The organism is Nocardia sp. NPDC057668 (assembly GCF_042799795.1).
In the GTDB taxonomy this organism is placed as follows: domain Bacteria; phylum Actinomycetota; class Actinomycetes; order Mycobacteriales; family Mycobacteriaceae; genus Nocardia.
The window spans coordinates 349,497-375,065 of the sequence record NZ_JBHVIC010000006.1 but is presented as its reverse complement, the minus strand read 5'-3'; the positions used below and the strand labels follow the sequence as shown (position 1 = coordinate 375,065).

The 25,569-nt window shown below is 69.5% G+C and carries 18 protein-coding genes and 1 pseudogene; 4 read left to right on the top strand and 15 right to left on the bottom strand.

The window, feature by feature from the left end; all coding sequences use genetic code 11:
- Nucleotides 1-110: 110 nt before the first annotated feature.
- The 3 genes from ACFVBH_RS32310 to ACFVBH_RS32300 form a co-directional block, all read right to left on the bottom strand.
- On the bottom strand, nt 111-1,730 hold the full coding sequence (locus ACFVBH_RS32310) for a hypothetical protein (protein WP_379007499.1): 1,620 nt from the start codon (nt 1,728-1,730) through the stop codon (nt 111-113).
- Between the two features lie 128 nt (nt 1,731-1,858).
- A complete protein-coding gene (locus ACFVBH_RS32305; protein ID WP_354984959.1) occupies nt 1,859-4,231 on the bottom strand; it encodes a lysylphosphatidylglycerol synthase transmembrane domain-containing protein in 2,373 nt (790 codons plus the stop codon).
- Nucleotides 4,232-4,329: 98 nt separating this feature from the next.
- The gene (locus ACFVBH_RS32300; protein ID WP_379007496.1) at nt 4,330-5,871 is read right to left on the bottom strand and encodes a threonine/serine exporter ThrE family protein; all 1,542 of its coding nucleotides are present in this window, start codon (nt 5,869-5,871) and stop codon (nt 4,330-4,332) included.
- A 253-nt stretch (nt 5,872-6,124) separates the two neighbouring features.
- On the opposite strand from ACFVBH_RS32300, the gene ACFVBH_RS32295 reads away from it, so the two are divergent.
- Nucleotides 6,125-7,045, top strand: coding sequence for a LysR family transcriptional regulator (locus ACFVBH_RS32295; RefSeq protein ID WP_379007494.1), 921 nt, complete (start codon nt 6,125-6,127; stop codon nt 7,043-7,045).
- A gap of 115 nt (nt 7,046-7,160) precedes the next feature.
- Here ACFVBH_RS32295 and ACFVBH_RS32290 read toward each other — a convergent pair whose 3' ends face one another.
- The 4 genes from ACFVBH_RS32290 to ACFVBH_RS32275 all read right to left on the bottom strand — a co-directional run bounded on the left by ACFVBH_RS32290 (nt 7,161) and on the right by ACFVBH_RS32275 (nt 13,005).
- Nucleotides 7,161-8,744, bottom strand: a complete 1,584-nt coding sequence (locus ACFVBH_RS32290; RefSeq protein ID WP_379007492.1) for a phytoene desaturase family protein — start codon at nt 8,742-8,744, stop codon at nt 7,161-7,163.
- Between the two features lie 43 nt (nt 8,745-8,787).
- The gene (locus tag ACFVBH_RS32285) at nt 8,788-10,323 is read right to left on the bottom strand and encodes an FAD-binding protein (RefSeq protein ID WP_379007490.1); all 1,536 of its coding nucleotides are present in this window, start codon (nt 10,321-10,323) and stop codon (nt 8,788-8,790) included.
- A gap of 98 nt (nt 10,324-10,421) precedes the next feature.
- A complete protein-coding gene (locus tag ACFVBH_RS32280) occupies nt 10,422-11,087 on the bottom strand; it encodes a class I SAM-dependent methyltransferase (protein ID WP_379007487.1) in 666 nt (221 codons plus the stop codon).
- Nucleotides 11,088-11,109: 22 nt separating this feature from the next.
- Nucleotides 11,110-13,005, bottom strand: coding sequence for a DUF6301 family protein (locus ACFVBH_RS32275; RefSeq protein ID WP_379007484.1), 1,896 nt, complete (start codon nt 13,003-13,005; stop codon nt 11,110-11,112).
- A gap of 152 nt (nt 13,006-13,157) precedes the next feature.
- On the opposite strand from ACFVBH_RS32275, the gene ACFVBH_RS32270 reads away from it, so the two are divergent.
- Nucleotides 13,158-14,894 carry a penicillin-binding transpeptidase domain-containing protein gene (locus tag ACFVBH_RS32270; protein ID WP_379007481.1) on the top strand — a complete coding sequence of 579 codons (1,737 nt, stop codon included), beginning with the start codon at nt 13,158-13,160 and terminating at the stop codon, nt 14,892-14,894.
- 16 nt (nt 14,895-14,910) lie between these two features.
- Here the strand turns inward: ACFVBH_RS32270 and ACFVBH_RS32265 are convergent, their stop codons facing one another.
- From ACFVBH_RS32265 to rpsF, 8 genes and pseudogenes are all read right to left on the bottom strand, one after another.
- Nucleotides 14,911-15,978 carry a serine hydrolase domain-containing protein gene (locus tag ACFVBH_RS32265; protein WP_379007844.1) on the bottom strand — a complete coding sequence of 356 codons (1,068 nt, stop codon included), beginning with the start codon at nt 15,976-15,978 and terminating at the stop codon, nt 14,911-14,913.
- A gap of 128 nt (nt 15,979-16,106) precedes the next feature.
- Nucleotides 16,107-17,669: an MFS transporter gene (locus ACFVBH_RS32260; RefSeq protein ID WP_379007479.1), complete on the bottom strand. Its 1,563-nt coding sequence runs from the start codon at nt 17,667-17,669 to the stop codon at nt 16,107-16,109.
- Nucleotides 17,670-17,870: 201 nt separating this feature from the next.
- Nucleotides 17,871-19,151, bottom strand: a pseudogene (locus ACFVBH_RS32255) (LAGLIDADG family homing endonuclease); the annotation flags it as partial.
- Between the two features lie 87 nt (nt 19,152-19,238).
- Nucleotides 19,239-20,633: a replicative DNA helicase gene (gene dnaB / locus ACFVBH_RS32250; protein ID WP_354984950.1), complete on the bottom strand. Its 1,395-nt coding sequence runs from the start codon at nt 20,631-20,633 to the stop codon at nt 19,239-19,241.
- 483 nt (nt 20,634-21,116) lie between these two features.
- The gene (rplI, locus tag ACFVBH_RS32245; RefSeq protein ID WP_354984949.1) at nt 21,117-21,572 is read right to left on the bottom strand and encodes a 50S ribosomal protein L9; all 456 of its coding nucleotides are present in this window, start codon (nt 21,570-21,572) and stop codon (nt 21,117-21,119) included.
- A gap of 17 nt (nt 21,573-21,589) precedes the next feature.
- Nucleotides 21,590-21,841, bottom strand: coding sequence for a 30S ribosomal protein S18 (gene rpsR / locus ACFVBH_RS32240; RefSeq protein ID WP_354984948.1), 252 nt, complete (start codon nt 21,839-21,841; stop codon nt 21,590-21,592).
- 61 nt (nt 21,842-21,902) lie between these two features.
- Nucleotides 21,903-22,478, bottom strand: a complete 576-nt coding sequence (locus tag ACFVBH_RS32235) for a single-stranded DNA-binding protein (RefSeq protein WP_354984947.1) — start codon at nt 22,476-22,478, stop codon at nt 21,903-21,905.
- Between the two features lie 104 nt (nt 22,479-22,582).
- Nucleotides 22,583-22,873: a 30S ribosomal protein S6 gene (gene rpsF, locus ACFVBH_RS32230; protein ID WP_354984946.1), complete on the bottom strand. Its 291-nt coding sequence runs from the start codon at nt 22,871-22,873 to the stop codon at nt 22,583-22,585.
- A gap of 250 nt (nt 22,874-23,123) precedes the next feature.
- Here rpsF and ACFVBH_RS32225 point away from each other — a divergent pair, with 250 nt between their 5' ends.
- Nucleotides 23,124-24,458: a hypothetical protein gene (locus tag ACFVBH_RS32225; RefSeq protein WP_379007842.1), complete on the top strand. Its 1,335-nt coding sequence runs from the start codon at nt 23,124-23,126 to the stop codon at nt 24,456-24,458.
- Nucleotides 24,459-24,526: 68 nt separating this feature from the next.
- Entirely contained in the window at nt 24,527-25,489 is a 963-nt protein-coding gene (locus ACFVBH_RS32220; RefSeq protein WP_379007472.1) for a DUF389 domain-containing protein, read from the top strand.
- The last annotated feature ends 80 nt before the right edge of the window (nt 25,490-25,569 follow it).

The window sequence follows — 25,569 nt, the reverse complement described above, 5'->3', positions numbered from 1 at the left end:
CCGGCCCGCCGCACCCACCGGTCACGGCGCGCGGGCCGGTTACGAAGAGACCGCCGGTCCGAGCCGAAAGGCTCTGTCCGGCGGTCTTTTTCGTGGCTCCTGCGGTGCGGTTACGGCAGCGGCACGCCCAGCAGCTCCCGGACCGGCTGCCCGAACAACTCGACGGGCTGGTCGAGCAGCGCCCGCACCGGCTCCTCGATCAGCGTGCGCACGGGTTCCTCGACGAGCGTGCGCACCTGCTGCTCGACCGCGGCCGGTGCGACCGCCGCGAGTGCGGGCGCGACCGCGGCGGCGACCTCGGTCGGCACGGCCGCGGCGAGTTCGGCGGGGACCGCGGCGGCCAGCTCGGGCGCGATGCCGGCGCTCACCAGCCGGTCCCGCTCGGCCTCGGCCAGCGGGTTCGGCGCGGAGAGCTGCTGCGCCGCAGCGACATCCGCCGCGATGGGCTTGCGTGCCACGTCGCCCTGCAACCGCAGGGTTTCGTAGGCGTTGACACCGGCGATGATGCCGACCGGCACGCCGATCGCCAGACTGCCGATCGTGGTGCCCATGGCGCCCAGCAGTGACGCGCCGGTCAGGCAGCCGCCGGCGAATCCGGTGGCGGTGCCGGCCAGCGCCGCGGAGAACGTGCCCGCCGCGCCCACGCCGATGCCACCGGCCAGGCAGCCGATGACCAGTCCGGTCATGCCGCCGATCAGGCCGCCGATCGCGACCGCCAGGCCGAACTGGGTGCCCACGGCGCTGTACGCATCGTTGATGTCCTTCTGCCGCTGCACCGGATCCTGATTCGGCTTGATCCCGCCGGGCGGGGGCGCGGCGCCGTCCGGCGCGGCCGGATCGTCGATGTAATCCACGATCGGCACGCTCGCGGGCGCCTTGCAGACCGGGTCCGGCAGACCCGCCGCGCTCGCGTTCTCCGGCATGCGGTCCAGCTCGTCGCGCGGCACCCGCGAGACCGGCACCGTGCCGATCGGGCAGGGCACCGCGGCGTTGGGCCACAGCGCCATCGGCGAACCCAGGGTCAGGGTGTTGCCCATGACGTAGCGGCCCTGCGCGTCCAGCACCTGGAAGTTGTTGAGCAGTCGCAACTCCCGATCGCCGCCGGGGCCCGGCACCAGCGGGTCCGCGCCGGTGCCCGGGGCCTGGATGAGGACCGAGCCGATCGGGGTGGTCAGCAGCGCCGACATGTCGGTGAGGTCGCCGGTGTACACCACGCCCTGCATGATGCCGACCGTCACCCGGGACAGGCCCTCCTGCAGTGCCAGCTCGTGCGGGGTGAGGTTGCTCTGGTTCTCCGATCGCGGGCGCGGGATCTCGCGGCCGAACGGAATGTGGTGCAGCGTGCTGCGGTCCTCGCCCAGGATCAGATTGCCCGAGTGATCGCGCAGCTGGAAGTGGTTGTTGCCGATGATGCTGACCGCGACGTCCGGGCCGTAGATGGTCGACAACCGGCGATAGGCGTTGCTGCGCAGGTAGATGTCGCCGTACAGGTTCAGGTCGTTCTCACCGCACAGCGGATCGCGCTCGGGGATCGGGGCCATCGGATCGTCGGCGTCCGGCGTCGGCGGGCAGCTCAGCAGGATCTGATCGGCGCCCGGATCGTCGGTGTCGGCGGCGCTGGGAGGGGCGGGGGTGTCCACCGTGACCGGTGCGGCATAGGCGGAAACCGCGGTGACGATCGCGGTCAATCCGGCGAACACCGTGGTCAGAGCGACAGATGTGCCTCGCAATGGAACCTCGCAATCCAAATACCTGCGCACGGAAAGGGCGGAAGTACTACAGACGAGCAAGATCTGAAATGCAGGCTATCAAGGATGGATCCAAATGCGTGGCAGCTCGGATCGGGCCGCGATTCGGGCTAGATCATGTCCTTGGCGGTGAGCCAGCGCATGATCGGCCAGCCGCAGAACACCGGCAGCCAGCAGGTGAGCACCCGGTAGAGCAGCACCGACGGCACGGCGATGGTGGCGGGCACGCCGAAGGCGGCCAGACCGCCGATCAGGGCGGCCTCCACCGCGCCGACGCCGCCGGGGGTCGGCGCGGCCGAGGCGAGCGTGCCGCCGATCATGGTGACGATGGTGACGGTCACGAAAGTCGTACTGCCGCCGAAGGCTTCGATGCTGGCCCACAGCGCCAGCGCCATGCCCAGGGTGGTGGTGGCGCAGCCGCCCACGATCATGGCCAGCCGGCCCGGGCGCCGGCCCAGATCCTTGAGCTGGACCACCACGTCGGCGACCTGCGGGCGCACCTCGTTGAGCAGCCAGCGCCGCATCTTGGGGATCAGCATGGTCGCCCCGACCAGGCCCAGCACCGCGCCCGCGACCAGGTACAGCACGGTCGCGTTGGGGACGAAGTGCGACAGGTCGGTCGATACGCCCGCCGCGACGGAGAAGAACAGCAGCAGCGCCACGTGCGTGATGACCTGAACGGTCTGCTGCAGGGCCACCGCGGCGGTGGCCCGCACCGCCCCGAGCCCGCCCTTCTGCAGGAATCGCACGCTGAGCGCGAGCCCGCCCACACCCGCCGGGGTGGTGGTGGCCGCGAAGGTGTTGGCGATCTGCATGAGCAGCAGATTGCGGAACTTCACCGCCTCGGATGCGCACGCCCACAGGGCCATGGCCGCACCCACGTAGGTCAGCGCCGAGACCGTCAGGCCCAGCAGCGCGAACCACCAGTTGGCCGAACGCAATTCGGAGAAGAAGCCCGGCACCGCGCTGATGTACGGATACGCCACGTAGACCAGGCCGATGAGTAGCACGAGCTGAATGAACTGATTGCGGGAGAACCGCGTGATCTGCGCGGCCTGAATCTTGTCCTGGCCGGTCTGTTTCGCGACTTCGTCGCGGGTGCCCTTCATGAGCGCGCCCGGTTCGGGGACCGATTTGCGGACCAGCTCGGGGATGGCGGTTCTGGTGAGTCTGCGCGAGGCGCTCAGCACCCGCTGGGTACCCAGGGCCTCGATCGCGGTCCGCACCGAGGTCTCGGTGCCGAAGAGTCCGGAACCGGTGAGCAGCAGCTGCGCGACGTCGGACTGGAATCTGACCTCGTACGCGCCGAACTCGGACTGCATGAAACCGCCGAACCGCACCTGTCCGTCGTCGAGGACGCGAATGTCCTCGGCTCTGAGATCACCGTGCGAGATCTGCGCCTTGTGCATGGTGTCCAGCGCCTGCCAGACCGCGGCCAGGGTCTGTTCCCCGTCGTCGGCGGTGAGCCGGTGGCCCTGGGGTTCGGTGTGCGCGTACAACATCCAGCCGCGGTCCACCGCCGCCACCGTGAGCGGCTTGTTGCTGCCCAGTCCCAGATCGCCGAGCGCGATGCCCATGAGCGCGCGATGTTCCACGGCTCTGCGCATCGAGGCGAAGAGCGAGGGATATTCGCTGCTGCGAATGGTGAGCCACCAGCGCAACTGCCGCAGCGCGCTGCGGCTGCGCTGGTTCTGCCCGTACATCTCGATGATCAGCGGATCGGCCTCGGTCTTGGCGGCCAGCACCAGCGGCCCGCGCCCGGCCGGTCGCACCACCTGGAAGGCGGTCACCCGGAACCCGCGCTGGTCCAGCAGTCTGGCGGCCGCGTCGAGCGGAACCTCCAGTGCGGGGGTGCCCACCACCAGCACGATGACCGCGCCCACGAACCAGCCGACGGACAGCCCGAGCAGGGCGCGCGCCGGGACCACGAGGCTGACCACCAGGTGGATGGGCACGAAGGCCAGCAGCAGCGTCCACCACCAGCGCCGCCATCTGGTCGGCAGCCACGGGCTGGCCACGGTGAGCGTGGCCGCGAGCATGGCGATCCAGCGCGGATCGTCCAGGAACTGCGACAGGAAGGTGTTGACCTGTTCGGGTTCGGCCAGATGCCAGCGCGGAGCCTTGAATCCGGCCCCGGTGATCGAGAACAGCAGCACCGCGATCAGGCCCGCGGACAGGAAGCCGCCCAGCAGCTTCCACTGTCTGCCCCAGACCAGGCGCACCAGGATCGCGAACGGCAGCGCCAGAATGGCGATGCCGTAGAGGATGTAGACCAGGTTGGACTGCTCGGGCGTCAGGAACCCGACGATGTTCGAGACCGAACTCTCGAGGTCCTCCCACTGCGGGCGCGTGATGAGCGAGCCGGTGATGATGACCGCGACCAGCAGCGCGGACAGCACGACGCGCAGGATGTCGCTCGTCCGCCGGATCCGCGGCTGCAGCAGACTGCCGGAGACAGGAATTTCCCGTCCGTCGACTCGCATGTCCTATGGGCGCTTTCGGATCGTGGGAACGACTGCGGTCCCATGGTCGGTTCGTCTTCTCGTGTGGCAGGGGGGCTCACCGGCTACCGGCACGCTGGTTACCGTAACCCGTCGCGGTCGCTTCCCGGGACGTCCCCGGCTCCCGGCGACCGTCCGGCGTGTCTGTTTCGTCCGCTCTGTGATTTATCTTTCGTCGGCGTGGGCCGCCCGTGCGCCACGTGCTTGCCGGTGTCCGGCCCGAGCAGCTGATCGACCATGGGCGTGATGCGCGGCGGCCTCTTGTTCGCCACCCCGGAACCGACGATGACGCCCAGCGCGATCGCCAGCACCGTCAGCGTGGTGGTGACCAGGACGTGCAGCCCGTCGGCATTGGACTCGGCGACCAGCTGCGAGACCCCGGTGAGCCCGATGCCGCCGGGCACCAGCATCCAGAAGGCGGGCAGGAACGCCACCTGGGTGGGCGGGGCATTGCGATTGCGCTGCACCAGGTATGCCGCGGGCACCGCGATCAGCCCGCCCAGGAACGAGCCCAGCAGTCCGCCGCCGATCAGCACGCCGAGCTTCTGCGCCGCGAACGCCGCGTACAGCACCACCAGCAGCCAGGGCAGCGACTTCGGCGGGGCGCTGGCCCGCCACGAATGCCCGAATCCGATCAGCAGCACCCCGAGAATCGGCGCCCACCAGCCCAATTGCCGCAGCTGCTCGGGTCCGGCCGGACCCTGCGGGCCCAGCAGCTGCAAACCGATGAACACCCCGAAGGCCAGCAGCACCAGTTTGTTCAGGCCGTAGATGGTGCGACTGGCCCCGGCCACCATCGATCCCGACGCCAATTCGATCGAGCCGTTGGTCAGGGTCGAGCCCGGCAGCAGCGAGGCGACCCCGGGCACCAGCAACTGCTGCGGGTTGCCCCCGCCCAGCGCGTGTGGAAAACCGAAGGACAGCAGGGTGACCACCGCGCCCGCGACCACCGGCAGTCCGGTGGACAGCAGCGGCATGCGCTCGGCGAGCATAATCAGCAACTGCACCACCAGGCCGATCACGATGTAGCCGAGCAGGGCGTTGGCGGTCGGATTGAGCATGAGTCCCAGGCCGACGGTCAGCACCACGTTGCCCAGGAGCTGGAGCCAGACCGCGGTCGGCGGCGGCAACCGGAGAATCTCCTCCAGGTCGGCGGTGGCCTGCACCGGCGGCGGGACCGTTCGCTTGATCTTGTCGATGAGCCGGTAGAGCTTGCCGATCTGGTCCAGGCGCAGGGTGTCCACGCTGGCCTCGAGCAGATCCACCGCGGTGCCGCGCGAATCGTGCACGCGCACGAAGATTCCGGTGGGCAGCACGAAGAAGTGGACCTCCTCGGCGTCGTAGCGGCGCGCGAGGTCGTCGAGGATGACCTGTACCTGATTGGTGGTCTCGCCCGAGGCGATCAGCGCGACCCCGATGTGGCGCAACAGGTCCAGCAGATCGGCCGAGACCGGCGGTTCCTCCGGCGGCGGGGCGTCCGCGGGCACGTCCGCGGGGCCGACGCTGACCCGCCCGAGCCAGCGATCCATGGAATCGGTCGCGCGCCGCGTGATGCCGTACAACCGCCGGCCGCCGGGGCGCGGCGTCCGCGGGGGTTGGTTATCGGGGTCACGGGGGTGCACGCGCGCCTCCTTCCGGAATCGGACGGGTTGGCAAACTTTTGGCAAATTTCACCCTAGCGCGCACCGCGCGCGGATCCATCGTGGCGCGTATCCCACTGTCGCCATTCCGCCGTGCACCGGCGCTCGGGTCGTCTCTAATGAGCGATGTGCCAGTACCGTCCGGTGTGTCAGAACCGCCAATAGCATCCGGCGTTGCCCCGGCGGTCGCGGCCGGGGTATGCCTAACGGTTGCCATCTCCATAACCTGAGTGGCATGGATATCGACACGCGACTGCTGCGTTACTTCCTGGCGGTCGCGGAGACCGAGAGCCTGCCGCGCGCCGCGCAGCGTCTGCATGTCGCCCAACCGGCCCTGGCCACCCAGATCAAACAGCTCGAACAGCAGATGGGCGTCGAACTCTTCATCCGCTCGCGCGCCGGATGGACCCTGACCGCCGCCGGAAAAGTGCTGGCGGCACAGGTTCCCGGCCTGCTCGCGGTGTGGGACCGGATCCTGCGCGACACCAAGAGCGATGCCAGCCGCGCGGCCCGCGTGCTGCGCCTGGGCTGCGTGAACAGCGCCGCCGACGCCCACATCCCCGAGATCATCCAGGTCTTCCACCGCCTGCACCCGGACTGGCAGATCGACATCCACCAGGGCGGGTGGACCGACCCCACCGCGGGACTGGACGAGGGCGACGTGGACGTGGCGCTGCTGCGCCTGCCGTTCCCCGGCCAGGACGGGTACCACGTGCGCGAGCTGTTCACCGAGCCGCGCTGGATCGCCCTGCCGACCGCCCACCCGCTGGCCGAACGCGAGGACATCGCCTTCCGCGAACTCTGGGACGAGCCGTACGTGGCCTCGCCCGCCGAAACCGGCTGGTGGCGCGACTACTGGATGGGCCTGGACGCCCGGCCCGCCGACACCGCGATCATCGGCGCCATCGCCCGCAACACCGAGGAGTGGCTGCGCGCGATCGCCGACGACTACGGCGTGAGCTTCACCCCCGCCTCCACCGCGCGCGCCAATCCCTTTCCCGGCGTGGTCTTTCGCCCCGTGCACGGCATCGCCCAGACCCGCGTCGCCCTGGTGTGGCCCGACGCCTCCGAGGCCGACCCGATCGTGCGCTACTTCATCCGCTGCTGCACCGACATCATGGGGCACCAGGCCGGCGACGGCCGCCGCACCTCCTGAGCCGCGGCACCTCCTGAGCTGCGGCGCTCCGCGCCCATTCGTGGCCGTGCACCGGGCCGCCGCGAGTCCGCCCCGCGCACGGCCGAATCAGCTACGCGTGCGGCCGAATCAGCCGCTAGCCGGCCAGGACCGCCATCGCGGCATTGTGGCCGCCGATACCGCTCACCCCGCCGCCGCGGACCGCCCCCGCCCCGCACAGCAGGATGCCCGGATGCGCGGTGGCCACGCCCCAGCGCGCGGCCGGGGTATCGGAATCACCCGTGCGATAGGGGAATTGGAGATCGCCGTGGAAGATGTGACCGCCGGGCAGGGAGATGTCGTGCTCGAGGTCCAGGGGCGACCGCGCTTCCAGGCAGGGATCGCCGTTCGCGTCGGTGGCCAGGCAATCGCGAATGGGCTCGGCCAGGACCGCGTCCAGCTGAGCCAGGGTGGAATCCAGCAGCGCGGCCTTCACGCCCTCGGGATCGGCGGCGAAAAGGCTTGCGGGGACGTGCAATCCGAAGAGCGTGAGGGTGTGCGCGCCCGCGGCGGCGAGTTCGGGGGACAGGATGCTCGGGTCGGTCAGGGTGTGGCAGTAGATCTCCGAGGGCGGGGCGGTGGGCAACCGGCCCGCCGCGGCCTCGCGGTAGGCGCGTTCGAGCTGCGAACCCGATTCGGCGATGTGGAACGTGCCGGCGAACGCCGCGGCCGGGTCGACGGCGGCGTCGCGCAGGCGGGGCAGGCGGCGCAACAGCATATTGACCTTGAGCTGGCAGCCTTCGGGGCGTTCGGCGGGCTCGCCCAGCAGCCGGGCCAGCTCGAAGGGCGCGGCGTTCACCAGCACGTGCCCGGCCGTCACCGTTCCCTCGCGCCCGTCGGCGCGGGTGAACGCCACATCGGTGGCGCCGGAACCGGTGCCGAGGGCGGTCACCGTGCAGCCGGTGATCAGTTCGGCCCCGGCGGCGCGCGCGGCCGCCGCGAGCGCGTCGGTCAGGGCGCCCATGCCGCCGATCGGCACGTCCCAGTCGCCGGTGCCGCCGCCGATCACGTGATAGAGGAAGCAGCGGTTCTGCAGCAGGGTCGGATCGTGCGCGTGGGTGAAGGTGCCGATCAGGGCGTCGGTGAGCACCACACCGCGCACGGTGTCGTCGGTGAACTCCCGTTCCACCCAATCACCCAGCGGCCGTTCGAATATCGACTCCCACAGCGCGGGATCATCGACCACGTCCCGCATTTCGGCGCGGGTCGGCAGCGGTTCGGTCAGTGTCGGGAACACCCGGCGCGCCAATTCCCCGGTGCGGCCGTAGAACTCCTGCCACGCCCGGAAATCCCGGTCCGAACCGGTGACCCGGCGGAAGCTCTCGCGGGTGCCGGACTCGGATCCGCCGTCCACCAGCAGCCCGCCCGCGCCGACCGGGGTGTAGGACGAGATCCGCCGCCGCCGCGTCCGGAACCGCAGCCCCAGATCCCGCACGATGGCATCGGGCAGCAGGCTCACCAGATACGAATAGCGGGACAGGCGCGCGTCCACGCCCGGGAAGACCCGGGACGACACCGCCGCGCCGCCGGTGTGGTCCCGGCGCTCGAGCACCGCCACCGACCGCCCGGCCCGGGCCAGGTACGCGGCGGCGACCAGGCCGTTGTGGCCGCCGCCCACCACCACGACGTCATAGCGCGCCCGGCGCGGCGCGGACGGGGGGCTCGGGTCGCCGGTACTCATGGCTCGACTGTAGAACGCCGGGCCGCGCGCGCCGGTGAGCCCGCTAGCGCGCGGCCATGTCCAGCGCCGCGAGATGACTGAACAGCACCGACGCCCCGATCGGATTGCCGCCGCCGGGATAGGTGGTGCCGCTCACCGCGGCCATGGTGTTGCCCGCCGCGTACAGCCCGGGAATCGGCGCGCCCGCGGGGGTCAGCACCCGCGCGGCGGTGTCGGTGCGCAGACCACCCTTGGTGCCCAGATCGGAGATGCCGAAGGCGGCCGCGTGGAAGGGCCCGCGCACGATCGGGGTGAGCGGCGGCGCGCCCTTGGAGAACGCGCGATCGTAGGCCTCGTCCCCGCGCCCGAAGTCCGGGTCCACGCCCTTGTCCGCGATGGCGTTGAACCGTTCGACCGTCGCCGCGAGCGCCGCGCCCGGTACGCCGATCTTGTCCGCGAGCTCCGCCAGGGTGTCCGCGGTGTGCCAGAGTCCGGCGGCCTCGTACTCCGCGGTCGCCGCCATCGGCACGTTGCTCGCCTTGACCGGGGGCACCGGGCCGTGGGCGTCGTCGTAGATCATCCAGAAGGGCAGGCGCACATCGCCGCCCTCCAAGTGCTCGATGATCTCGCGGCCCAGCCGGTCGTAGGGCGCGGACTCGTTGACGAACCGCTCACCGTGCCGATTGACGAAGATGCCGCCGGTGAACCACAGCGCGAACGCGGCCCGGCCGTCCGGATGGATCAGCCCGGGGGACCACCACGCCTGATCCATGAGATCCACGTCCGCGCCCGCGGCGATGCCCGCCTCGTGCGCGCGGCCCTGATTTCCCCAGGGCCCCATGGTGTCCCGCGCCTGCCCGGGTACGCCGTAGCGTGCGCGCAGCGCGTCGTTGCCCTCGAAACCGCCCGCCGCCAGCAGCACGCCCCGGCGGGCGCGCACGGCGCCGCGCACCCCGTCGCGCTCGACGATCGCACCGGTGACCGCGCCGTCCTCGAGCACCAGCTCCACCAGCGCGGTGTTCAGGCGCACGCTCGCGGCCGGAAACGCCGACAGCGCCAGCAGGAACCGGCCGACCAGCGCGCGGCCGCCGATTAGCAGGTCCGGCGGCGGTTCGCCGTGCCGGTCGGTGCCCAGCGGGCCGCGCACGGACGCGCTCAGCTCACCCAGTTCGGCCGCCGGAAGCGGGGTCGGCACGATGTGGCGCTTGCCGTCGAGGCGGGCCTTGGGCGCTTTGCCGTAGTAGTCCGGCCACGGGAAGGACTGGAACGACAGGGCGGCGTCCTGCTCCAGATACTCGATGACGCGCGCGCCGCCGCGCACGAACGCCTCCTGCAGCGCGGCCGGCGTGCGATCGCCCACCACCGCGCGGAAGTACTCGAGCGCGTCCTCGACGGGCTCGTCCACCCCGGCCCGGCGCAGCACCGGATTACCCGGGAACCACATGCCGCCGCCGTTGGAATAGGAGGTGGTGCCGCCGAACTTCTCGGTGGCCTCCACCAGCAGCACCGACAGGCCCTCGCGCGCGGCGGTATAGGCCCCGGCCAGGCCACCGCCCGACCCGGCGACCAGTACATCGACCTCTTCGTCCCAGTCCGTCACCACAACTCCCTAGCTCTCGCTCCTGCCCGACGGTAAGCGCGGGCGGGGGGAAATGCGGGGGATCTGTCCCGATAGGCAGGAATGCCGGTGCTACGGAATCAGTGCACGGGGTTGGCCGCGTCGTCCTTCACCGCGAGCACGTACCCCTGCGGTGTGCGCTCGTCCGGGCGCGCCAGGCGCTGCATCCGGGCCGTCACCCGGAAACCGCAGGCCGCCAGCGCCTCCGCCAGCGTGTCGGGGGCCCAGCGGTAGGACGTGGTCACCTTGTGGTCGTACGGCTGCACGCCCGTCACCCCGTCCGCGGCCTGGAACGCGAACAGCGCGTGCCCGCCCGGGCGCAGCACCCGCGCGAACTCCGCCAGCACCGCCGGCACCCGCGCGGGCGGCAGATGAATGATGGAGTACCAGGCCACGATCGAGCCCAGCGCCGCGTCCGCCAGCTCCAGCCGCTCCATCGAACCGACCTCGAAACGCAGCCCCGGATACTCGAGGCGGGCCAGGCGAATCATCTCCGGCGACAGGTCGAGTCCGAAGATGTCCAGGCCCGCCCGGCGCAGGTGATCGGTGATGCGGCCCGGACCGCAGCCCACCTCCGCCGCGGGCGCGTCCGCGTGCTCGCTCTCGAGCACCGATTCGGCGAAAACCCCCAGTACCGCACGGTCGTACGGATTGGCGAGCAACTGCTCCCGGACCAGGCCGGTATACAACTCGGCCACCCCGTCGTAGGCCGTTCGGGTGACGCTGACATCCTCGGCCTCGATCATCACTCGACTCTAACGCGGCGCGTCAGCGCTCGGTCGCGCCGATCGAGGGGGTGCGCACCGGCCGATCCGCGCCGTCCGCGCTGACCAGCAGCAGCGTGTGCGGGGCCAGGCGCGTGCGCAGGGGCCACAGCGCGAACTCCACGAAGTGCCGGAAATCGCGGAACAACACCGGATCGGGCAGGCTGTGCCGCCACACCGCGGTCGCCACTTCCGGCCGCTGCCAGCCGTTCGCGCGCATGAGCTCGGTCACCCGCGGATTCAGGCCCGCGCCCGCCTCGGCGTCCAGATACACCCGCAACGACTCCGGGCCGCGACTGAAATGCACCGAACCGCGATCACCGGCGTCGACCACTGCCGCACCGCCGGAAGGCAATTCGGCCACGATCGCGGTCAGATCGTCGAAGAACTGCCGCCATTCGCGATCGGTGGCGCGCCGCGCGGTCTGCTGCTGCTCGAGCACCAGCCGGCGGTCACGCTCGGCCGGATTGACCAGATACAGGTCGACGGTGTCGGTTCCGGCCACCACGCCCACCGACAGGCGCTCGGACATCCACACCGGACCCGGCGTCCGCCACAGCGTGCCGTGCACCGGCGTGCCGAGATCACCGCGGAAACCGTCGGCGGCGCGGGTGAAGGCCGCCGTCAACTGCTCACGCACCTCGACCGGCAGGCCCTCGTCGTACAGCCCGGATTCGATGCTGTCGCTGAGGGTTACGCACACCGACTCCAGGCGATCACCGTCGAAGCTGAACAGCGCGCGCTCCTGCTCCACCCGCAGCGTGGTGTGCGCGGGCACCAGCCGGGGCCGCGCCTCGTCCGGGCGCAGCGACCAGCCCGCCCGCTCGGCGAACGCGGAGACGTCCGCGCGGGTCCAGGTCCAGTCGAACTCCCGTGCGGCCTTGGCGATTTCGAGTCCGCCCGGCACATCCACCCGCAACGGGCCCGCGTCGAAACTCGACACCGCGTGCTCGCGCAGAAACTCCGCGCGCTGGGTGCGCGCGGTGGGATGCGGGGCGATGCCCAGCACCGCGATGTCCAGGTCCGCCTCGCCGTCGATCCAGCCGTCCGCGACCAGATCGGTGGTGGCCGCGACCCCGAGCGTGCGCAGCGCCTCCACCGCGCGAATCACGAATCCGCTCACCGCGGTTCGGCCCGCCACCCGCGAAATGCAGCAGGACCAGTTCGATTCCGGCCCGGCCGACCAGCCCCGCGACCGCAGGACCTGTTCCACATCCGCGCCGTACCGCCAGGTCGGATCGATGAACTCGCTGCGGCTCAACTCCGCGCACAGCTCCCCGTCCCCGGTGGTGAGCTGCACGTACCGCCCGCCCGCCGCGCTCAGCACCACGTGCGCGTCCGCCGGGAGCGTATCCACCAGCACCGCCAGATCGGCGGTCAGCCGACCCCAGCCGCCCAGCGCCGCGCGGCGCCGCGCCCCCTCGTGCCGCCGATCCATCCAGTACCGCTGCTCCACCGGATTGACCAGCAGCAGATCCACACAGTCCGCCGAAGTGGTCAGCCCGACAACCACATTCGGGAAGACCCAGGCCACCCCCTCCTCCGCGCCCGCGCCCTGCTCGGCGGGCTCGCCCCACAGCTCCACGAACCGGGCGCGCAACCGCGCCAGCGCCGCCGCCGGACCGTCCCCGCCCGGACCCGGGCAATCGGACACCGTCACCCGCACGTACGCCAGGCCGCGCACGCTGCCCCAGAACATGGCCGAATCCGCCCACACGTCGAGTCCCGTGCGCGCGAACAGCGCGCCCTGGCGCATCGTGCCCACCGTCTCGGGACCGCTCCAGCCCGCCACCCCGGCGAAACGCCGAATATCCGGTGCGCCCCAGCGCCAGCCGAATCCGACTGCCGCCCTGACAATCTCCACCGCGCCCGGCACATCGACCCGCACCTCGAATCTCACCCCCGCGACCCTAATATCCCCGCCGGATCCACCCGCGTGTTTCGCGGTCCGTCCACCGGCCACCGCCCGCCCACGCCGCGGGCGGCTACGGCCGGGACGGACCGAACGCGGGTAGCGTCGGGACGATGCGCACAGGTACGAGACTGTTCGGAATGTTTGTCGCATCGGGCCTAGCCCTCACGGTGTGCTCCTGCGGCGACTCCACCGCCGACCGCATGCGCGACACCGCCGCGGAGTTCGCCGACGCACTCAACGCCGACGACATCGCGGCGGCCGCCCGCGCCACCACCGACGAAAAACAGGCGACAACCACCCTCGACGGCCTCTACGACGCCCTCGGCAAAGACGTCGAATTCCACGTCGGCGACATCGGCGACAACGGCGACTTCACCCTCGACGCCACCTGGAAACTCGGCCCCGACGGCAAGAACCAATGGACCTACCGCACCACCGGCGACCTCGAGGACACCGACGACGGCTGGCGCGTGCACTGGAACCCCGCCACCCTCGCGCCAGGACTCGACATCGGGCCGCTCTCCTACAGCCGCGCCGACCCCAGCCCCGCACCGCGCGTGCTCGACGCCGCCGGCGGCGAATTCATGACACAGCAGACCGTCACCCTGGTGAACCTCGCACCCGGCGCCGACACCGCCGCCGTGGCCGCCCTGCTGCGCGCCGCCGCACCCGGGGTCACCGCGGCCTCCCTGGACACCGAACTCGCCGGGGCACAGGGCAAACCGATCACGGCCGTACTGCTGCGCGAATCCGACATCGCACCCGTACGCGACGCCCTCACCGCGCTGCCGAACGTCACCCTCGCACCGCAGAACCGGCTGCTCACCACCGACAAGGCGCTGTCCTCACCCGTGTGGTCCGGCCTGACCGAACAGTGGCAGAACGACGTCGACGCGGCGGCCGGATGGGCCGTGCGCGCCCGCGGCACCGACGGCACCCAGCGCGTGGGCGGCCCGGATGCCAAGCCCGCCGGCGATATTCGCACCACCCTCGACCCGGCGCTGCAACGCGCCGCCGAAACCGCCCTCACCCCGATCGAACAGCCCGCGGTCATCGTCGCCCTGCAACCCTCCACCGGGAACCTGCTGGCCATCGCGCAGAACGCCGCCGCCGACGCCCAGGGCCCCATCGCACTCACCGGCCTCTACCCGCCCGGCTCCACCTTCAAGACCGTCACCGTCTCCGCCGCCCTGCAAGCCGGAGCCGTCACCCCCGACACCGTCCTGCCCTGCCCCGGCACCGAGAACATCGAAGGACGACAGATCCCCAACGACAACAACTTCGACCTCGGCAGCGTCCCCCTGCACACCGCCTTCGCCCGCTCCTGCAACACCACCATGGGCCGCCTCGCCGTCAACCTCCCACCCGACGCCCTCACCCACGCCGCCGCCCAACTCGGCCTCGGCACCGACTACATCACCCCCGCCCTCACCACCGTCACCGGCAAAGTCCCCGTCGCCGACACCCCCGCCCTGCGCGTCGAAGAAGGCATCGGCCAGGGCAAGGTCACCGCCACCCCCTTCGGCATGGCCCTGATCGCCGCCGCCCTCGCACACGGCACCCCGCCCGATCCCGCACTGCTGCAAGGCAAACCCGGCACCCCCGACCGCCCCGCCGAACCCCTGCCCGCCGGCGTCGCCGACCAGATCCGCACCATGATGCGCGAAACCGTCACCGCGGGCACCGCCACCCAACTCGCCGACATCCCCGGGCTCCTCGGCAAAACCGGCACCGCCGAGTTCATCGACGACACCCACGCCCACGGCTGGTTCGTCGGCATCACCGGCGACCTCGCCTTCGCCGTCTTCATCAACGACGCGGGCAGCTCGGCGCCCGCCGTCGACGCGGCGGGCCGCATGCTCCGCGGCCGGTGACCCCGCGGCACGGGTCTCAGCCGCACAGCGCGCGTGCCAGCAACCCCGGAATATCGGTCGACGACGTCGTGCCGGTGAACGAGACGGTGACCGACCGCCCGGCCGCCGTCGTGCCCGACATCGCGGTGAACCCCCGGACACCACCGACATTGCCCACGAAATCCGCACCGCAGGGCAGTCGCAGGGTCGACACGCCCAGACCGTAGAAGAACCCGCTCCCGGAACCCATATCGACCCCGTCCAGCATCTCGGGCACCCGCGACTCCGGCACCACCCGGCCCGCCCGCAGCGCGGCGAAGAACCGATTCAGATCCGCCCCGGTGCTGACCATCGCCCCCGACGCCCACGGCAGCGACGGCTCGATCCGAGTCGTATCGGTCACCACGCCACCGATATTCGCGTAACCCGTCGGATGCGGCGACCGCAGACCCGTCTCGCCCGTCTCCGGCAGATACGTATCCGACAACCCGAGCGGAACCAGAATCCGGGCACGCAACTCATCGGCGAAGCGACCACCCGTCACCGCCTCGACCAGCATCCCGGCCACGAGGTAGTTGATATTCGCGTACTCGAATCGAGCACCCGGCGCGAGCCCCGTGGGCTCCCGCACGACCATCGCGACCTCCTGCCCGGGCGTGTACGTCCGCCCCGTCCGCGCCGCCTCGTACTCGTCCACCTCCGGAGACAGCGGCGGATCCAGCAAACCGCTGCGATGCCCGAGCAATTGGCGCACCGTGATCTCGACCCCCGCGGGTCCCGCACCGGCCAGCAACCCCGGCAGGTACGCCTCGACCGGCCGATCGAGATCGATCCGCCCTTCCGCCGCCAACCCCACGACCAGCGCGGCCGTGAACGTCTTGGTGATACTCCCGATGCGCACATGCTGCGCCGGATCGACCGGAATCGCCGCTCCCACAGCCAGATCCGCCACACCCGCGGTCAGCACGGTTGTCGCGTCGTCCACGGTCACCGTGGCGATCGCCCCCACCGCCCCGTCCCGCACCAGCTCCGCCAGATCACCCCGCACCGCCTCGGCACCGGCCGGCGCCTCGCCGTCCCCGGCCGCACACCCCACCAGCAGCATCGAAGTCACACAGATCGACATACCAACAGCCCGCCATCGCATGGCCCGACATTAGAAATCGTTCCCGCGCACACACATCGGACCGCGGTACCACCCCGCCTCACCCCGTGGTACCGGTCCGCCGGTCGCTAGCGCACCCGCGCCCTCGGCCGCTGCGGGCGAGAGCCGCCGAAGCGGGGGAGCAGGGAAAGACCACGGTAACTGAGCGCCGACTGCAGCAGCGCGACGCCGATGATCACCGCCACGACGGTGAACCCGGTGCGGTAGACCGTGGGCAGCAGCACACCCAGCGCGCCACCGAGCACCCACGCCAACTGCAGGACCGTCTCGGTGCGGCCGAAACCCGACGCGATGGATTCCGGCGGCAGATCGTCCTGGATCGAGGCATCCAGCGACACCTTCGCCAGCGCGGTGGACGCCGACGCGACCAGTGTCGCCAGCACCGCGCCCACCAGGCCGTTCTGGATCGCCGCGACGATGGTGATCGCCAGGCAGGCGCCCGTGCACGACAGGATGATCGCGGCCGGGCGACCCAGGCGCAACCGGGCGCCGGTGAAGTTGCCGCCGAAATTGCCGACCCCCGCCGCCGCACCGGCCGCCGCCAGCATGAGGGCCTGGCGCAGCGCGGACTCGTCACTCGACTTGGCCACGAAGGCGATATAGAACGTCAGAAAACCGGTCAGGACACGGATCGCGCAGTTCGCCCACAACCCCGCGATCACCGTGCGGCCCAACGGTTGCCGGGCGCGCAGGCGCGGGCGGGCGGGACGCTGCTCGGCTTGCGCCGCGGGATCGGCCGCGCCGGATCCGGCGGGCGAGCCCGGAGCCGTCGCGACCGCCGCGCCGGATGACGTCGCCGCCGTGGGATCGGTCGCGCCGGATGCAACGGGGCCGGCGGAGCCCGGCGCGGTGGCGACTGCCGCGGGATTCGGCCGACCCGGTGCGTCCCCACCGGAATCCCGATACCCGAGCGTCGCCGGAACCTCACCCTCGGTGACCTCCACCCACGGCGGGATACGCAAACTCAGATACGCGCCCGCCGCCGCGAGCAGCGCCGCCACCACCAGCGCACCCGTGGAATGGAACACGAACGCGGCCGCCGCCGCGATACCGCCCGCCACGATCGAACCGCCCACCAGACCGAACACCGTCAACCGCGAGTTCGTGCGCACCAGATCTATCCCCGGCGGCAGCACCCGCGGCGTCACAGCGCTTTTCAGCACCGAGAACGACTTGCTCAACACCATCGACCCCAGCGCCAGCGGATACAGCGCCCAACTGTTCAGACTGAAGATCAACCCGACCGCGACCAGCACCCGCAACCCGAACGTCGCCGCCAGCGCGATCCGCCGCCCGTGCTGCAACCGATCCAGCAGCGGCCCGATCACCGGCGCGATCACCGCGAACGGCGCGACCGTCATCAACAGATACAACGCGACGTTCACCCGCGACTGCGTGGCCGGACTCGCGAAGAACAACGTATTGGCCAGCGCCACCGCGATGGCCGCGTCGGTCGCGAAGTTCGCGACGGTCGCCCGCATCAACGCCGTCAACCCGGACTCGTACGCCCCGTCCGCCCGCGCGGCCCGCTGCACCATCTCGACCCCGCGCCGGGTGAGCCGTTCTCCCCGCTCGACCGCCGCCCGCCCCCGCCCCGCCGCGCCCGACCCAGCGTGATCACCCGCCGACATAGCGCTCCCCAATCGGATGAAACGACCGAACGGCACGAGCCCACACACCTGCCCCGGACTCTAACCAGACCGCTCCCCGATCGACCGAACGCCGCCCCACCCCGGCGATTCGCCGGGCACGGAAGCTCGACCGGCGAGTTCACCACCCCGGTATCAGACCCCCGCGGCCGCCGGTTCCGCGCCGCGAACCCACCGAAACGGGTTGTGCACCGAGATCCCCTGCGCCACAAAGTTGTAGGTGTTCGGCACCAGTCCGCCGTACACGTCCTGCTCACCCAGGCTCGTGATCTCGACGATCCGATCCCAGAAGATGTCACTGGTTGCGAGCATGGCGAGTTCGGGGTCGTCCAGTATCTCGGCGACCCGGGCCAGTCTTCTCCGGCTCGGTGCGTGCTTCCACATCGTGGACCCGCAGAAGCGCGTACCCATCGCGGCTTGGAAGTCGCGATGCGACATACCCTTCGCCGCCAACCGTGCGCGGACCTTCGTCCAAATCTCTTTGGGGACGGTGTCCACGTTGGTGTTTCGCGGCAACGCTCTGACCTGTTCCAGGGCCGCCGCCGCGGAAACACCCCGTGCGCCGTGAACACCGATCGCCTCGAGAAAGACGGTCTGGTCATCGCCGCCGTTGATGATCAGGTGCCAGCAGTCGCGGTAGCCGGCCTTGGGGACCAGCCTGATCCTGCTGTGGATGCCGTGCCGCAGCAGAGCTTGGCCGACGTCGTCTATGAGTCGGCGACTCGTCGAGGTGTAGTAGATGCGGGCCTGGTTGCCTTTGGCGTCCCATCGCACAGACCCGTCGGTGGCCCACAGGTGCCGCAGGAACAGTCCGATCTTGTCGTTGGACAACCCGAAAACCCGTTCCGGAATGAATTTCTCGTAGCTGCGCAGCCCGAAGAGCCCCAGCTCGTCGAGCCAGACGGCGATGGGATTCCGCTTGCCGCGGGCAAGTCGATAGGGCGCGGGCAGCCGAAGCGTCGTCACCTTGGCGGCAGCGTAATCGTCGCGAATCGCGGTGATACCGAAGTGTCTCGCGGCGTCGGTCACGGCCGCGAGGTTCTCCTCGTCGACACTCGCGTACCGGATGGGCTGTCGCCGGACGAACGAACCGTCCCCGATCATGTGCGCCAGCATGATGATCTCGGAGTCCGGCATCGACCCCGTCCGTACGGGTTCCGGGATGCGGCGCGGGATCGCGAGCCGGGAGTCGATCGCGAGGGACTTCAGCGGGACCCAGCCGTCGAGGGTCAGGAAGGGGTGGTTCGCGGTCGCGTCGACCTCGCGTCCGGACGCCAGCCGCAGTCGGAAAACCTCCCTGCTTCCGCTGTGGAAGACGTGCAACAGCGGGCTCGCGACCATCCGCATCTCGGCATCCACCGACCACACGGGCGGCGGGTCGCTGTCCTCGATGAGCGCGGCAAGCGAGATCTCGCCCCCGGTGTCAGCGCGTAGCAGCCGGGTGGAACCGGTAAAGCATCCCGACGCGGAAATATCAATCGCGCCGGAGTTTTCGCAAATTCGACTTTCCGGTCGGTGCGAATTCATCAGACAATAATATCTCGCAACGAATCAGCCGCGGGCCATATCGACGAAACGGCTCAAATGCAGCTGGTGAGCAACGGTGATGGTGGCCGTGGGACCGTTTCGGTGCTTACCCACAATAAGGTCCGCTTCGCCGCCGCGCGGGTCATCTCGCTCGAATGCATCGGGGCGATGAAGCAGGATAACCATATCCGCATCCTGTTCTAGTGAGCCCGACTCGCGAAGGTCGGAAACCATCGGCCGCTTATCCGTTCGCTGCTCAGGACCGCGGTTGAGCTGCGAAATTGCGATAACCGGAACTTCGAGCTCTTTGGCCATAAGTTTCAAACTTCGCGAGAAGTCCGAAACTTCCTGCTGGCGAGATTCGACCTTTTTGCCCGAACTCATAAGCTGCAGGTAGTCCACGACAATAAGCCGCAAATCATGCCGCTGCTTGAGCCGCCGGGCCTTCGCCCGAATTTCCATCATGGTCAAGTTGGGCGAATCATCCACGAACAACGGCGCTTCACTGATCTCGCTCATCCGCCGAGCCAGCCGAGTCCAGTCGTCGTCGCTCATCCGCCCCGACCGCATGTCCCCGAGCTTGATCTTCGCCTCGGCCGACAGCAAACGCATGACGATTTCCGTCCGGCTCATTTCCAAGGAAAAGATGACGCTCGCCATTCCATGCTTGATGGAGCAACTGCGCATGAAATCCATTCCCAAAGTCGATTTACCCACACCCGGGCGCGCCGCGACGATGATCATCTGGCCCGCGTGGAGGCCGTTGGTCAGTTCGTCGAGCTCGGTGAAACCCGTTGGCACGCCGAGGGAGATGCCGCCGCGGCTCGCGATCGAGTCGATCTCGTCCATCGTGGGCTGCAGGAGCTCCTCCAGGGGGAGGAAGTCCTCGCTCGAGCGGCGTTCGGTCACCTCGTAGAGCTCGGCCTGGGCGCGGTCGACCACCTCGGCCACGTCCTGGCCGTCGGCGCCGGCGTAGCCGTACTGGACGATCCGGGTGCCGGCCTCGACCAGGCGGCGCAGGATCGCCTTCTCGGCGACGATCTCGGCGTAGTAGCCGGCGTTGGCGGCGGTGGGGACCGTTTGGGTCAGGGTCACCAGGTACGGGGGGCCGCCGATGCGCTTGAGCTCGCCGCGGCGGTCCAGGGTCGCGGAGACGGTGACGGGGTCGGCGGGTTCGCCGCGGCCGTAGAGGTCCAGGATCGCGTCGTAGACGGCCTGGTGCGCGGGGCGGTAGAAGTCGCCGGGGCGAATGACCTCGATGACGTCGGCGATGGCGTCCTTGGACAGCAGCATGCCGCCCAGTACCGATTGCTCCGCGGCCATGTCGTGCGGCGGCTGGCGGCCGAAGTCCTCGCCGGGCGCCTCGCGATACTCCGACGGTCCCTGATCGTCGTGGCCGCGATCATCGATGACTGCCATCCGGCTCGACCGTCCTCTCTCCTGCGGCACGGATCGGACATCCCTGTTCTACGCCTGCGCACCGACAGGTTCCGAACTCGTGATCCACGACAATGATGCGAACCTAAGCGAAGCTACCGGCTCCACCAAACGGAACTGTGCATACAGCTGTGGATAAAGTGGGTGTTGTTCACCAACCGTTGTGCACCCCCTGTGGATGAACTGGGGACAACAATCGGTGAAGTGGGTGAATCCCCAGGTAGCGTCCGATTTCTCGATGTTCGCAACTGTGGATCAAACCGGTGCGGCGTGTCGCTGGACGGCAACCTTCGGGCGTGTTGGGTGAACAGCGTTTCCCCAGCGGGTGACCTGACGCACAACAAGGCCGGTCGGTATCCCGATTACTCCACAGCCCGCGCCGAACATCGCGCGCACACCGGACCGGGTCCGGGACAAACAGAATCGGAGGCCATCCCGCAGGGATGGCCTCCGACAGCGCCGAACTTATTCGGCGGCGTTGACCTGCAGGTCGAACTTGGCAGCCACGTCCGGGTGCAGGTGCACCTTGACGCCGTGCTTGCCGGTGCTCTTGATGTGAGCCTTCGGCAGCTCGATGCTGCGCTTGTCGACGACCGGGCCGCCCGCGACCTTGATGGCGGCGGCGACGTCGGCGGCGGTGACCGAACCGAACAGCTTGCCGGTGCCGGCGGTCTTGACCGACAGCGCCACACCGGTCAGGCCCTCGATGGCCTGCTTCAGCTCGTTGGCGTGATCCAGGTCGCGCACCTTGCGCGCGTCCTGGGCACGACGGATGCCGGCAACCTGCTTCTCGGCGCCGCGGGTGGCGACGATCGCCAGGCCACGGGGCAGCAGGAAGTTACGGCCGTAACCGTCCTTGACCTCCACGGTGTCGCCAGGCGCACCGAGGTGATCCACATCAGCAGTCAGAATCAACTTCATTGCTGTGGTTTCCCTTCTCAGCGAGCGGTGGACACGTAAGGCAGCAGTGCGACCTCACGGGAGTTCTTGACGGCCACGGCAACGTCGCGCTGGTGCTGCACGCAGTTGCCGGTCACACGACGAGCGCGGATCTTGCCGCGATCGGACACGTACTTGCGCAGCAGCGCGGTGTCCTTGTAGTCGATGTTGACGGTGCCGGACTTAGCTTCCTTGCAGAATGCGCAAGCCTTCTTCTTCAGCACCTTCTCGCGTGCCGGTGCTTTGCCCATTTGTCTTTCTCCGTACTTTTGGGGAGGGCTCGGTCGAGCTCAACTCCCTACGCGGGCCGTTCTAGAACGGCGGTTCATCGTCCATCTGCTGCCCGCCCCCGAAGGAGCCGGCCGCGGGCGCACTGCCCCACGGGTCGTCGCCGCCACTCTGGGCGCCACGACCTCCGCCACTGCCACTGCCACCGCCGGAGTAACCACCCTGGCCCTGGCCGCCACCGCCACCCTGATTGCCACCGCCGGAGAAACCTCCGCCGCCTCCGCCACCGCCACGGGTGGTCTTGGCGATCTTCGCGGTCGCGTACTTCAGGGACGGGCCGACCTCTTCGACCTCGAGCTCGACGACCGTGCGCTTCTCACCCTCGCGGGTTTCGTAGGAGCGCTGCTTGAGTCGTCCGCTCACGATCACTCGAGAGCCACGGGTCAGGCTCTCGGCGACATTCTCCGCAGCTTCGCGCCAGATGTTGCAGCGCATGAAAAGCGCTTCGCCGTCTTTCCATTCATTGGTATTACGGTCGAACACACGGGGAGTCGACGCGACCGTGAAGTTCGCGACTGCCGCACCCGCGGGCGTGAATCGAAGCTCGGGGTCAGCCGTCAAGTTTCCGATGACGGTGATGACCGTGTCGCCTGCTGCCATGGTTCCTCCTGCTATCCGGTGCAGTCCGCAGTGCACTCGCCTGTTGCGGTCAGCCTAGAGATAGGCACCGACCGTTTACGAGCGCACATGCGGGAGGACAGGACCTACTTCTTGCCGAGCCGCAGCACCTTGGTGCGCAGCACCGACTCGTTCAGGCCCAGCTGGCGATCGAGCTCGCTGACGGTGGCCGGTTCGGCGGTCAGCTTGACGATGGCGTAAATGCCTTCGGCCTGCTTGTTGATCTCGTAGGCGAGACGGCGCTTTCCCCAGATGTCGACGTTGTCGACCTTGCCGCCCTCTGTGCCGACCACGCCGAGCATGGTGTTCAGATTCGGGCCAACGGTGCGCTCGTCCTGACTCGGATCGAGAATAACCATCACTTCATAATGACGCACGGACCTCATCACCTCCTGTGGACTGTAAGACGGCCATGGACGATCCATGGCAGGAGGGTTCGTTGCGTCAGCAACCCGGCAAGGCTACATGAACCCGATCTGAGCTGCGAAATCGGGCTCCGGCTCGAGCTGACCCGGTCGTGACCGGCCGAAGCGGCTTAGGGTGGGGGCCATGTCGAACCGACCCGTCGCCGGTGCGCCGGTCGCCGGCCGCCGTGCGGGCGGACCCGGCGCGGCGGGCACGCCGCTGATGCTGTGGACGCTGCTGGCCTGCGCGTTCACCCTGTTGCTCGGCTATCTGAACAAGGCCCGTTGTGCCGCCGCGCCTTTCGACGGCGCGGGCCGCAGCACCATTTTCGACAGCGTCAAGGATTCGGACGTCTGCTATTCCGACATCCAGTTCCTGTGGCTGGGCCGCGACATCGATCTGCACGTGTTCCCGTATCTGTCCGGCGGCATCACCCCGGACGGCGTCCTGACCGGCGGCGCCGTGGAGTACCCGGTGCTGAGCGGTGTGTTCATGTGGCTGGGCGCGCTGGGCGCCGGCGACGACGCGGTGTTCCTGCGCAATTCGGCGCTGTTGCTCGCGCCGTTCGCGCTGCTGACGGCGTATCTGCTGGTGCGCCTGGCCGGGCGCGCGGCGCTGCTGTGGGCGGCGGGTCCGCCGCTGGTGCTGTACGCCTTCCACAACTGGGAGCTGCCGGTGGTGTGCACGGCGGTCGCGGCGGTGTACGTGGTCGCGACCATGACCCGGTATTCGCTGCGCACGCGCGGCGTCATCGCCGCGGTGCTGCTCGGGATCGGCTTCTGCCTGAAGTTGTATCCGGGCATCTTCGTGCTGCCGCTGCTGCTGTACGTGCTGGTGGGTGAGCCCGCGCCGGGGGAGAATCCACGCGCCGCACGGCCTTTCGATGTGCGGGGGGCGTTCGCGGTGGCGGGTGCGGCGATCGGCACGGTGGTGGCGGTCAATCTGCCGTTCGCGCTGGCCGGGTACGAGGGCTGGCGGGCCTCGATCACGTTCCAGCAGTTGCGCCAGGCCGATATCACCACCAATTCGATCTGGTACTGGGGTCTGCGGCCGTTGTTCGGCACCGCCGCCGACTCCGAGTCCACGTTCCAGGATGTGGTGTCGGTGGCCTCGCCGGTGCTGGTGCTGGCCGCGTTCGCGCTGGCGGCGTGGCTCGGCTGGCGTCGGTATCTGCTCAACGGCTGGTATCCGTGGATCGGGGTCAGCGGCGCGATGCTGTGCGGATTCCTGCTGCTGCACAAGGTCCATTCACCGCAGTACACGCTGTGGCTGATTCCGTTCCTGGTGCTGCTGGAGGTCCCGTGGGGCCTGATCGCCGGGTATCTGCTCGCGGACGCGGCGATCGGCATCGGGGTGTTCCGGTATTTCTACGCGCTGGGCTCGGGGCGTTCGGCCCAGGTGATGGAGAACGTGGTGCAGTTCGGCGTCTGGGGGCGGGCGGCGCTGCTGGTGGTGTTCTTCTTCATGTTCGTGTGGGCGAAAGAGCGTGGGCCGCTGGGTGTTCGGGGCCGGGTCGAGGCGTTCGAACTGCGTGAGCCCGCGCCGGCCCGCTTCTGATTCGTACCGCGACATGCCCGTTCGGGTGTACGTCGTCGACGGGGAGCCCGGCGGGGCACACTGTGACGATGCTGCACCTGCGGACCATGGCGCCCGACTCCTTGACCGCCGATATTCTCGCGGTACTCGAGAGCGATGAGGCGGTGACCGGTCTCGCGGTCTTCCGGGGCGCGGCCGTGCGCCCGCGGGGTGATCTGATCATGGCCCAGGTGGCGCGCGAGGCGGCCAACGATGTGGTGCAGCGCCTGCGCGAGCTGCGGGTGCACCAGGTCGGCAGCATCGAGATGGATGCCGTCGGAACCTGGCTCTCGCGGAGCGCTTTCGATGCGGAGTTGCGCACACCGGGCAGTAGCGCGGACGCGGTGGTGTGGGCGGAGGTGACGCAGCGGTCGTACGAGGAGTCCGAGCTGAACTGGACCTTCCTGAGTTTCATGACCTTGGCCACGGTCATCGCGAGCATCGCCATCATCACCGATTCGCAGATCCTGATGGTGGGCGCGATGGTGCTCGGGCCGGAGTTCGGTGCGGTGGCGGCGCTGGGCGTCGGTCTGGTGCGCAGGCGATTCGTGTTGCTGCGGTTGGCGATTCGCACCCTGGTGGCAGGTTTCGCGGCGGCGATAGCGGTGACGATCCTGCTGACGCTGCTGGGTCGCGGGCTGGGGTGGATCACGCTGGACGATGTGGTCGGCTCGCGGCCGGGCACGGCGTTCATCTACACGCCGGACAAATGGTCGTTCATCGTGGCGGTGATCGCGGGCGCGGCGGGCGTGCTGGCGATCACCTCGGCCAAATCCCTGGGCCTGGCCGGGGTTTTCATCTCGGTGACCACGGTGCCGGCGGCGGGCAATATCGCGCTGGGTGTCGCGTTCGGCGACGGTTCCACGATCTGGGGGAGTGTGGCGCAGTTGCTGCTGAACATCTCGGGGATGGCGCTGGCGGGCTGGCTGACGCTGGCGCTGCAGCAGGCGGTGTGGTCACGGGTGTCGGTGTATCGGGCCAAGCACATGCGGGTGCCGCGGCGCATGCTGTGAGCTGCCGGGCGCACGTGTGCGAACGACCGCGCCCGCCACGCGAATTCGCGTGACGGGCGCGGGTAGGGGCGTTCGGGCGA

Bases quoted from the DNA above. Each gene is read 5' to 3' on its own strand.
- ACFVBH_RS32265 (WP_379007844.1), bottom strand. From the start codon at position 15,978: ATGCTGCTGGTGGGGTGTGCGGCCGGGGACGGCGAGGCGCCGGCCGGT.
- ACFVBH_RS32270 (WP_379007481.1), top strand. From the start codon at position 13,158: ATGTTTGTCGCATCGGGCCTAGCCCTCACGGTGTGCTCCTGCGGCGAC.
- dnaB (WP_354984950.1), bottom strand. From the start codon at position 20,633: ATGGCAGTCATCGATGATCGCGGCCACGACGATCAGGGACCGTCGGAG.
- ACFVBH_RS32225 (WP_379007842.1), top strand. From the start codon at position 23,124: ATGCTGTGGACGCTGCTGGCCTGCGCGTTCACCCTGTTGCTCGGCTAT.
- ACFVBH_RS32260 (WP_379007479.1), bottom strand. From the start codon at position 17,669: ATGTCGGCGGGTGATCACGCTGGGTCGGGCGCGGCGGGGCGGGGGCGG.
- ACFVBH_RS32295 (WP_379007494.1), top strand. From the start codon at position 6,125: ATGGATATCGACACGCGACTGCTGCGTTACTTCCTGGCGGTCGCGGAG.
- ACFVBH_RS32290 (WP_379007492.1), bottom strand. From the start codon at position 8,744: ATGAGTACCGGCGACCCGAGCCCCCCGTCCGCGCCGCGCCGGGCGCGC.
- ACFVBH_RS32280 (WP_379007487.1), bottom strand. From the start codon at position 11,087: ATGATCGAGGCCGAGGATGTCAGCGTCACCCGAACGGCCTACGACGGG.
- ACFVBH_RS32220 (WP_379007472.1), top strand. From the start codon at position 24,527: ATGCTGCACCTGCGGACCATGGCGCCCGACTCCTTGACCGCCGATATT.
- rplI (WP_354984949.1), bottom strand. From the start codon at position 21,572: ATGAAGTTGATTCTGACTGCTGATGTGGATCACCTCGGTGCGCCTGGC.
- rpsR (WP_354984948.1), bottom strand. From the start codon at position 21,841: ATGGGCAAAGCACCGGCACGCGAGAAGGTGCTGAAGAAGAAGGCTTGC.
- ACFVBH_RS32235 (WP_354984947.1), bottom strand. From the start codon at position 22,478: ATGGCAGCAGGCGACACGGTCATCACCGTCATCGGAAACTTGACGGCT.
- ACFVBH_RS32305 (WP_354984959.1), bottom strand. From the start codon at position 4,231: ATGCGAGTCGACGGACGGGAAATTCCTGTCTCCGGCAGTCTGCTGCAG.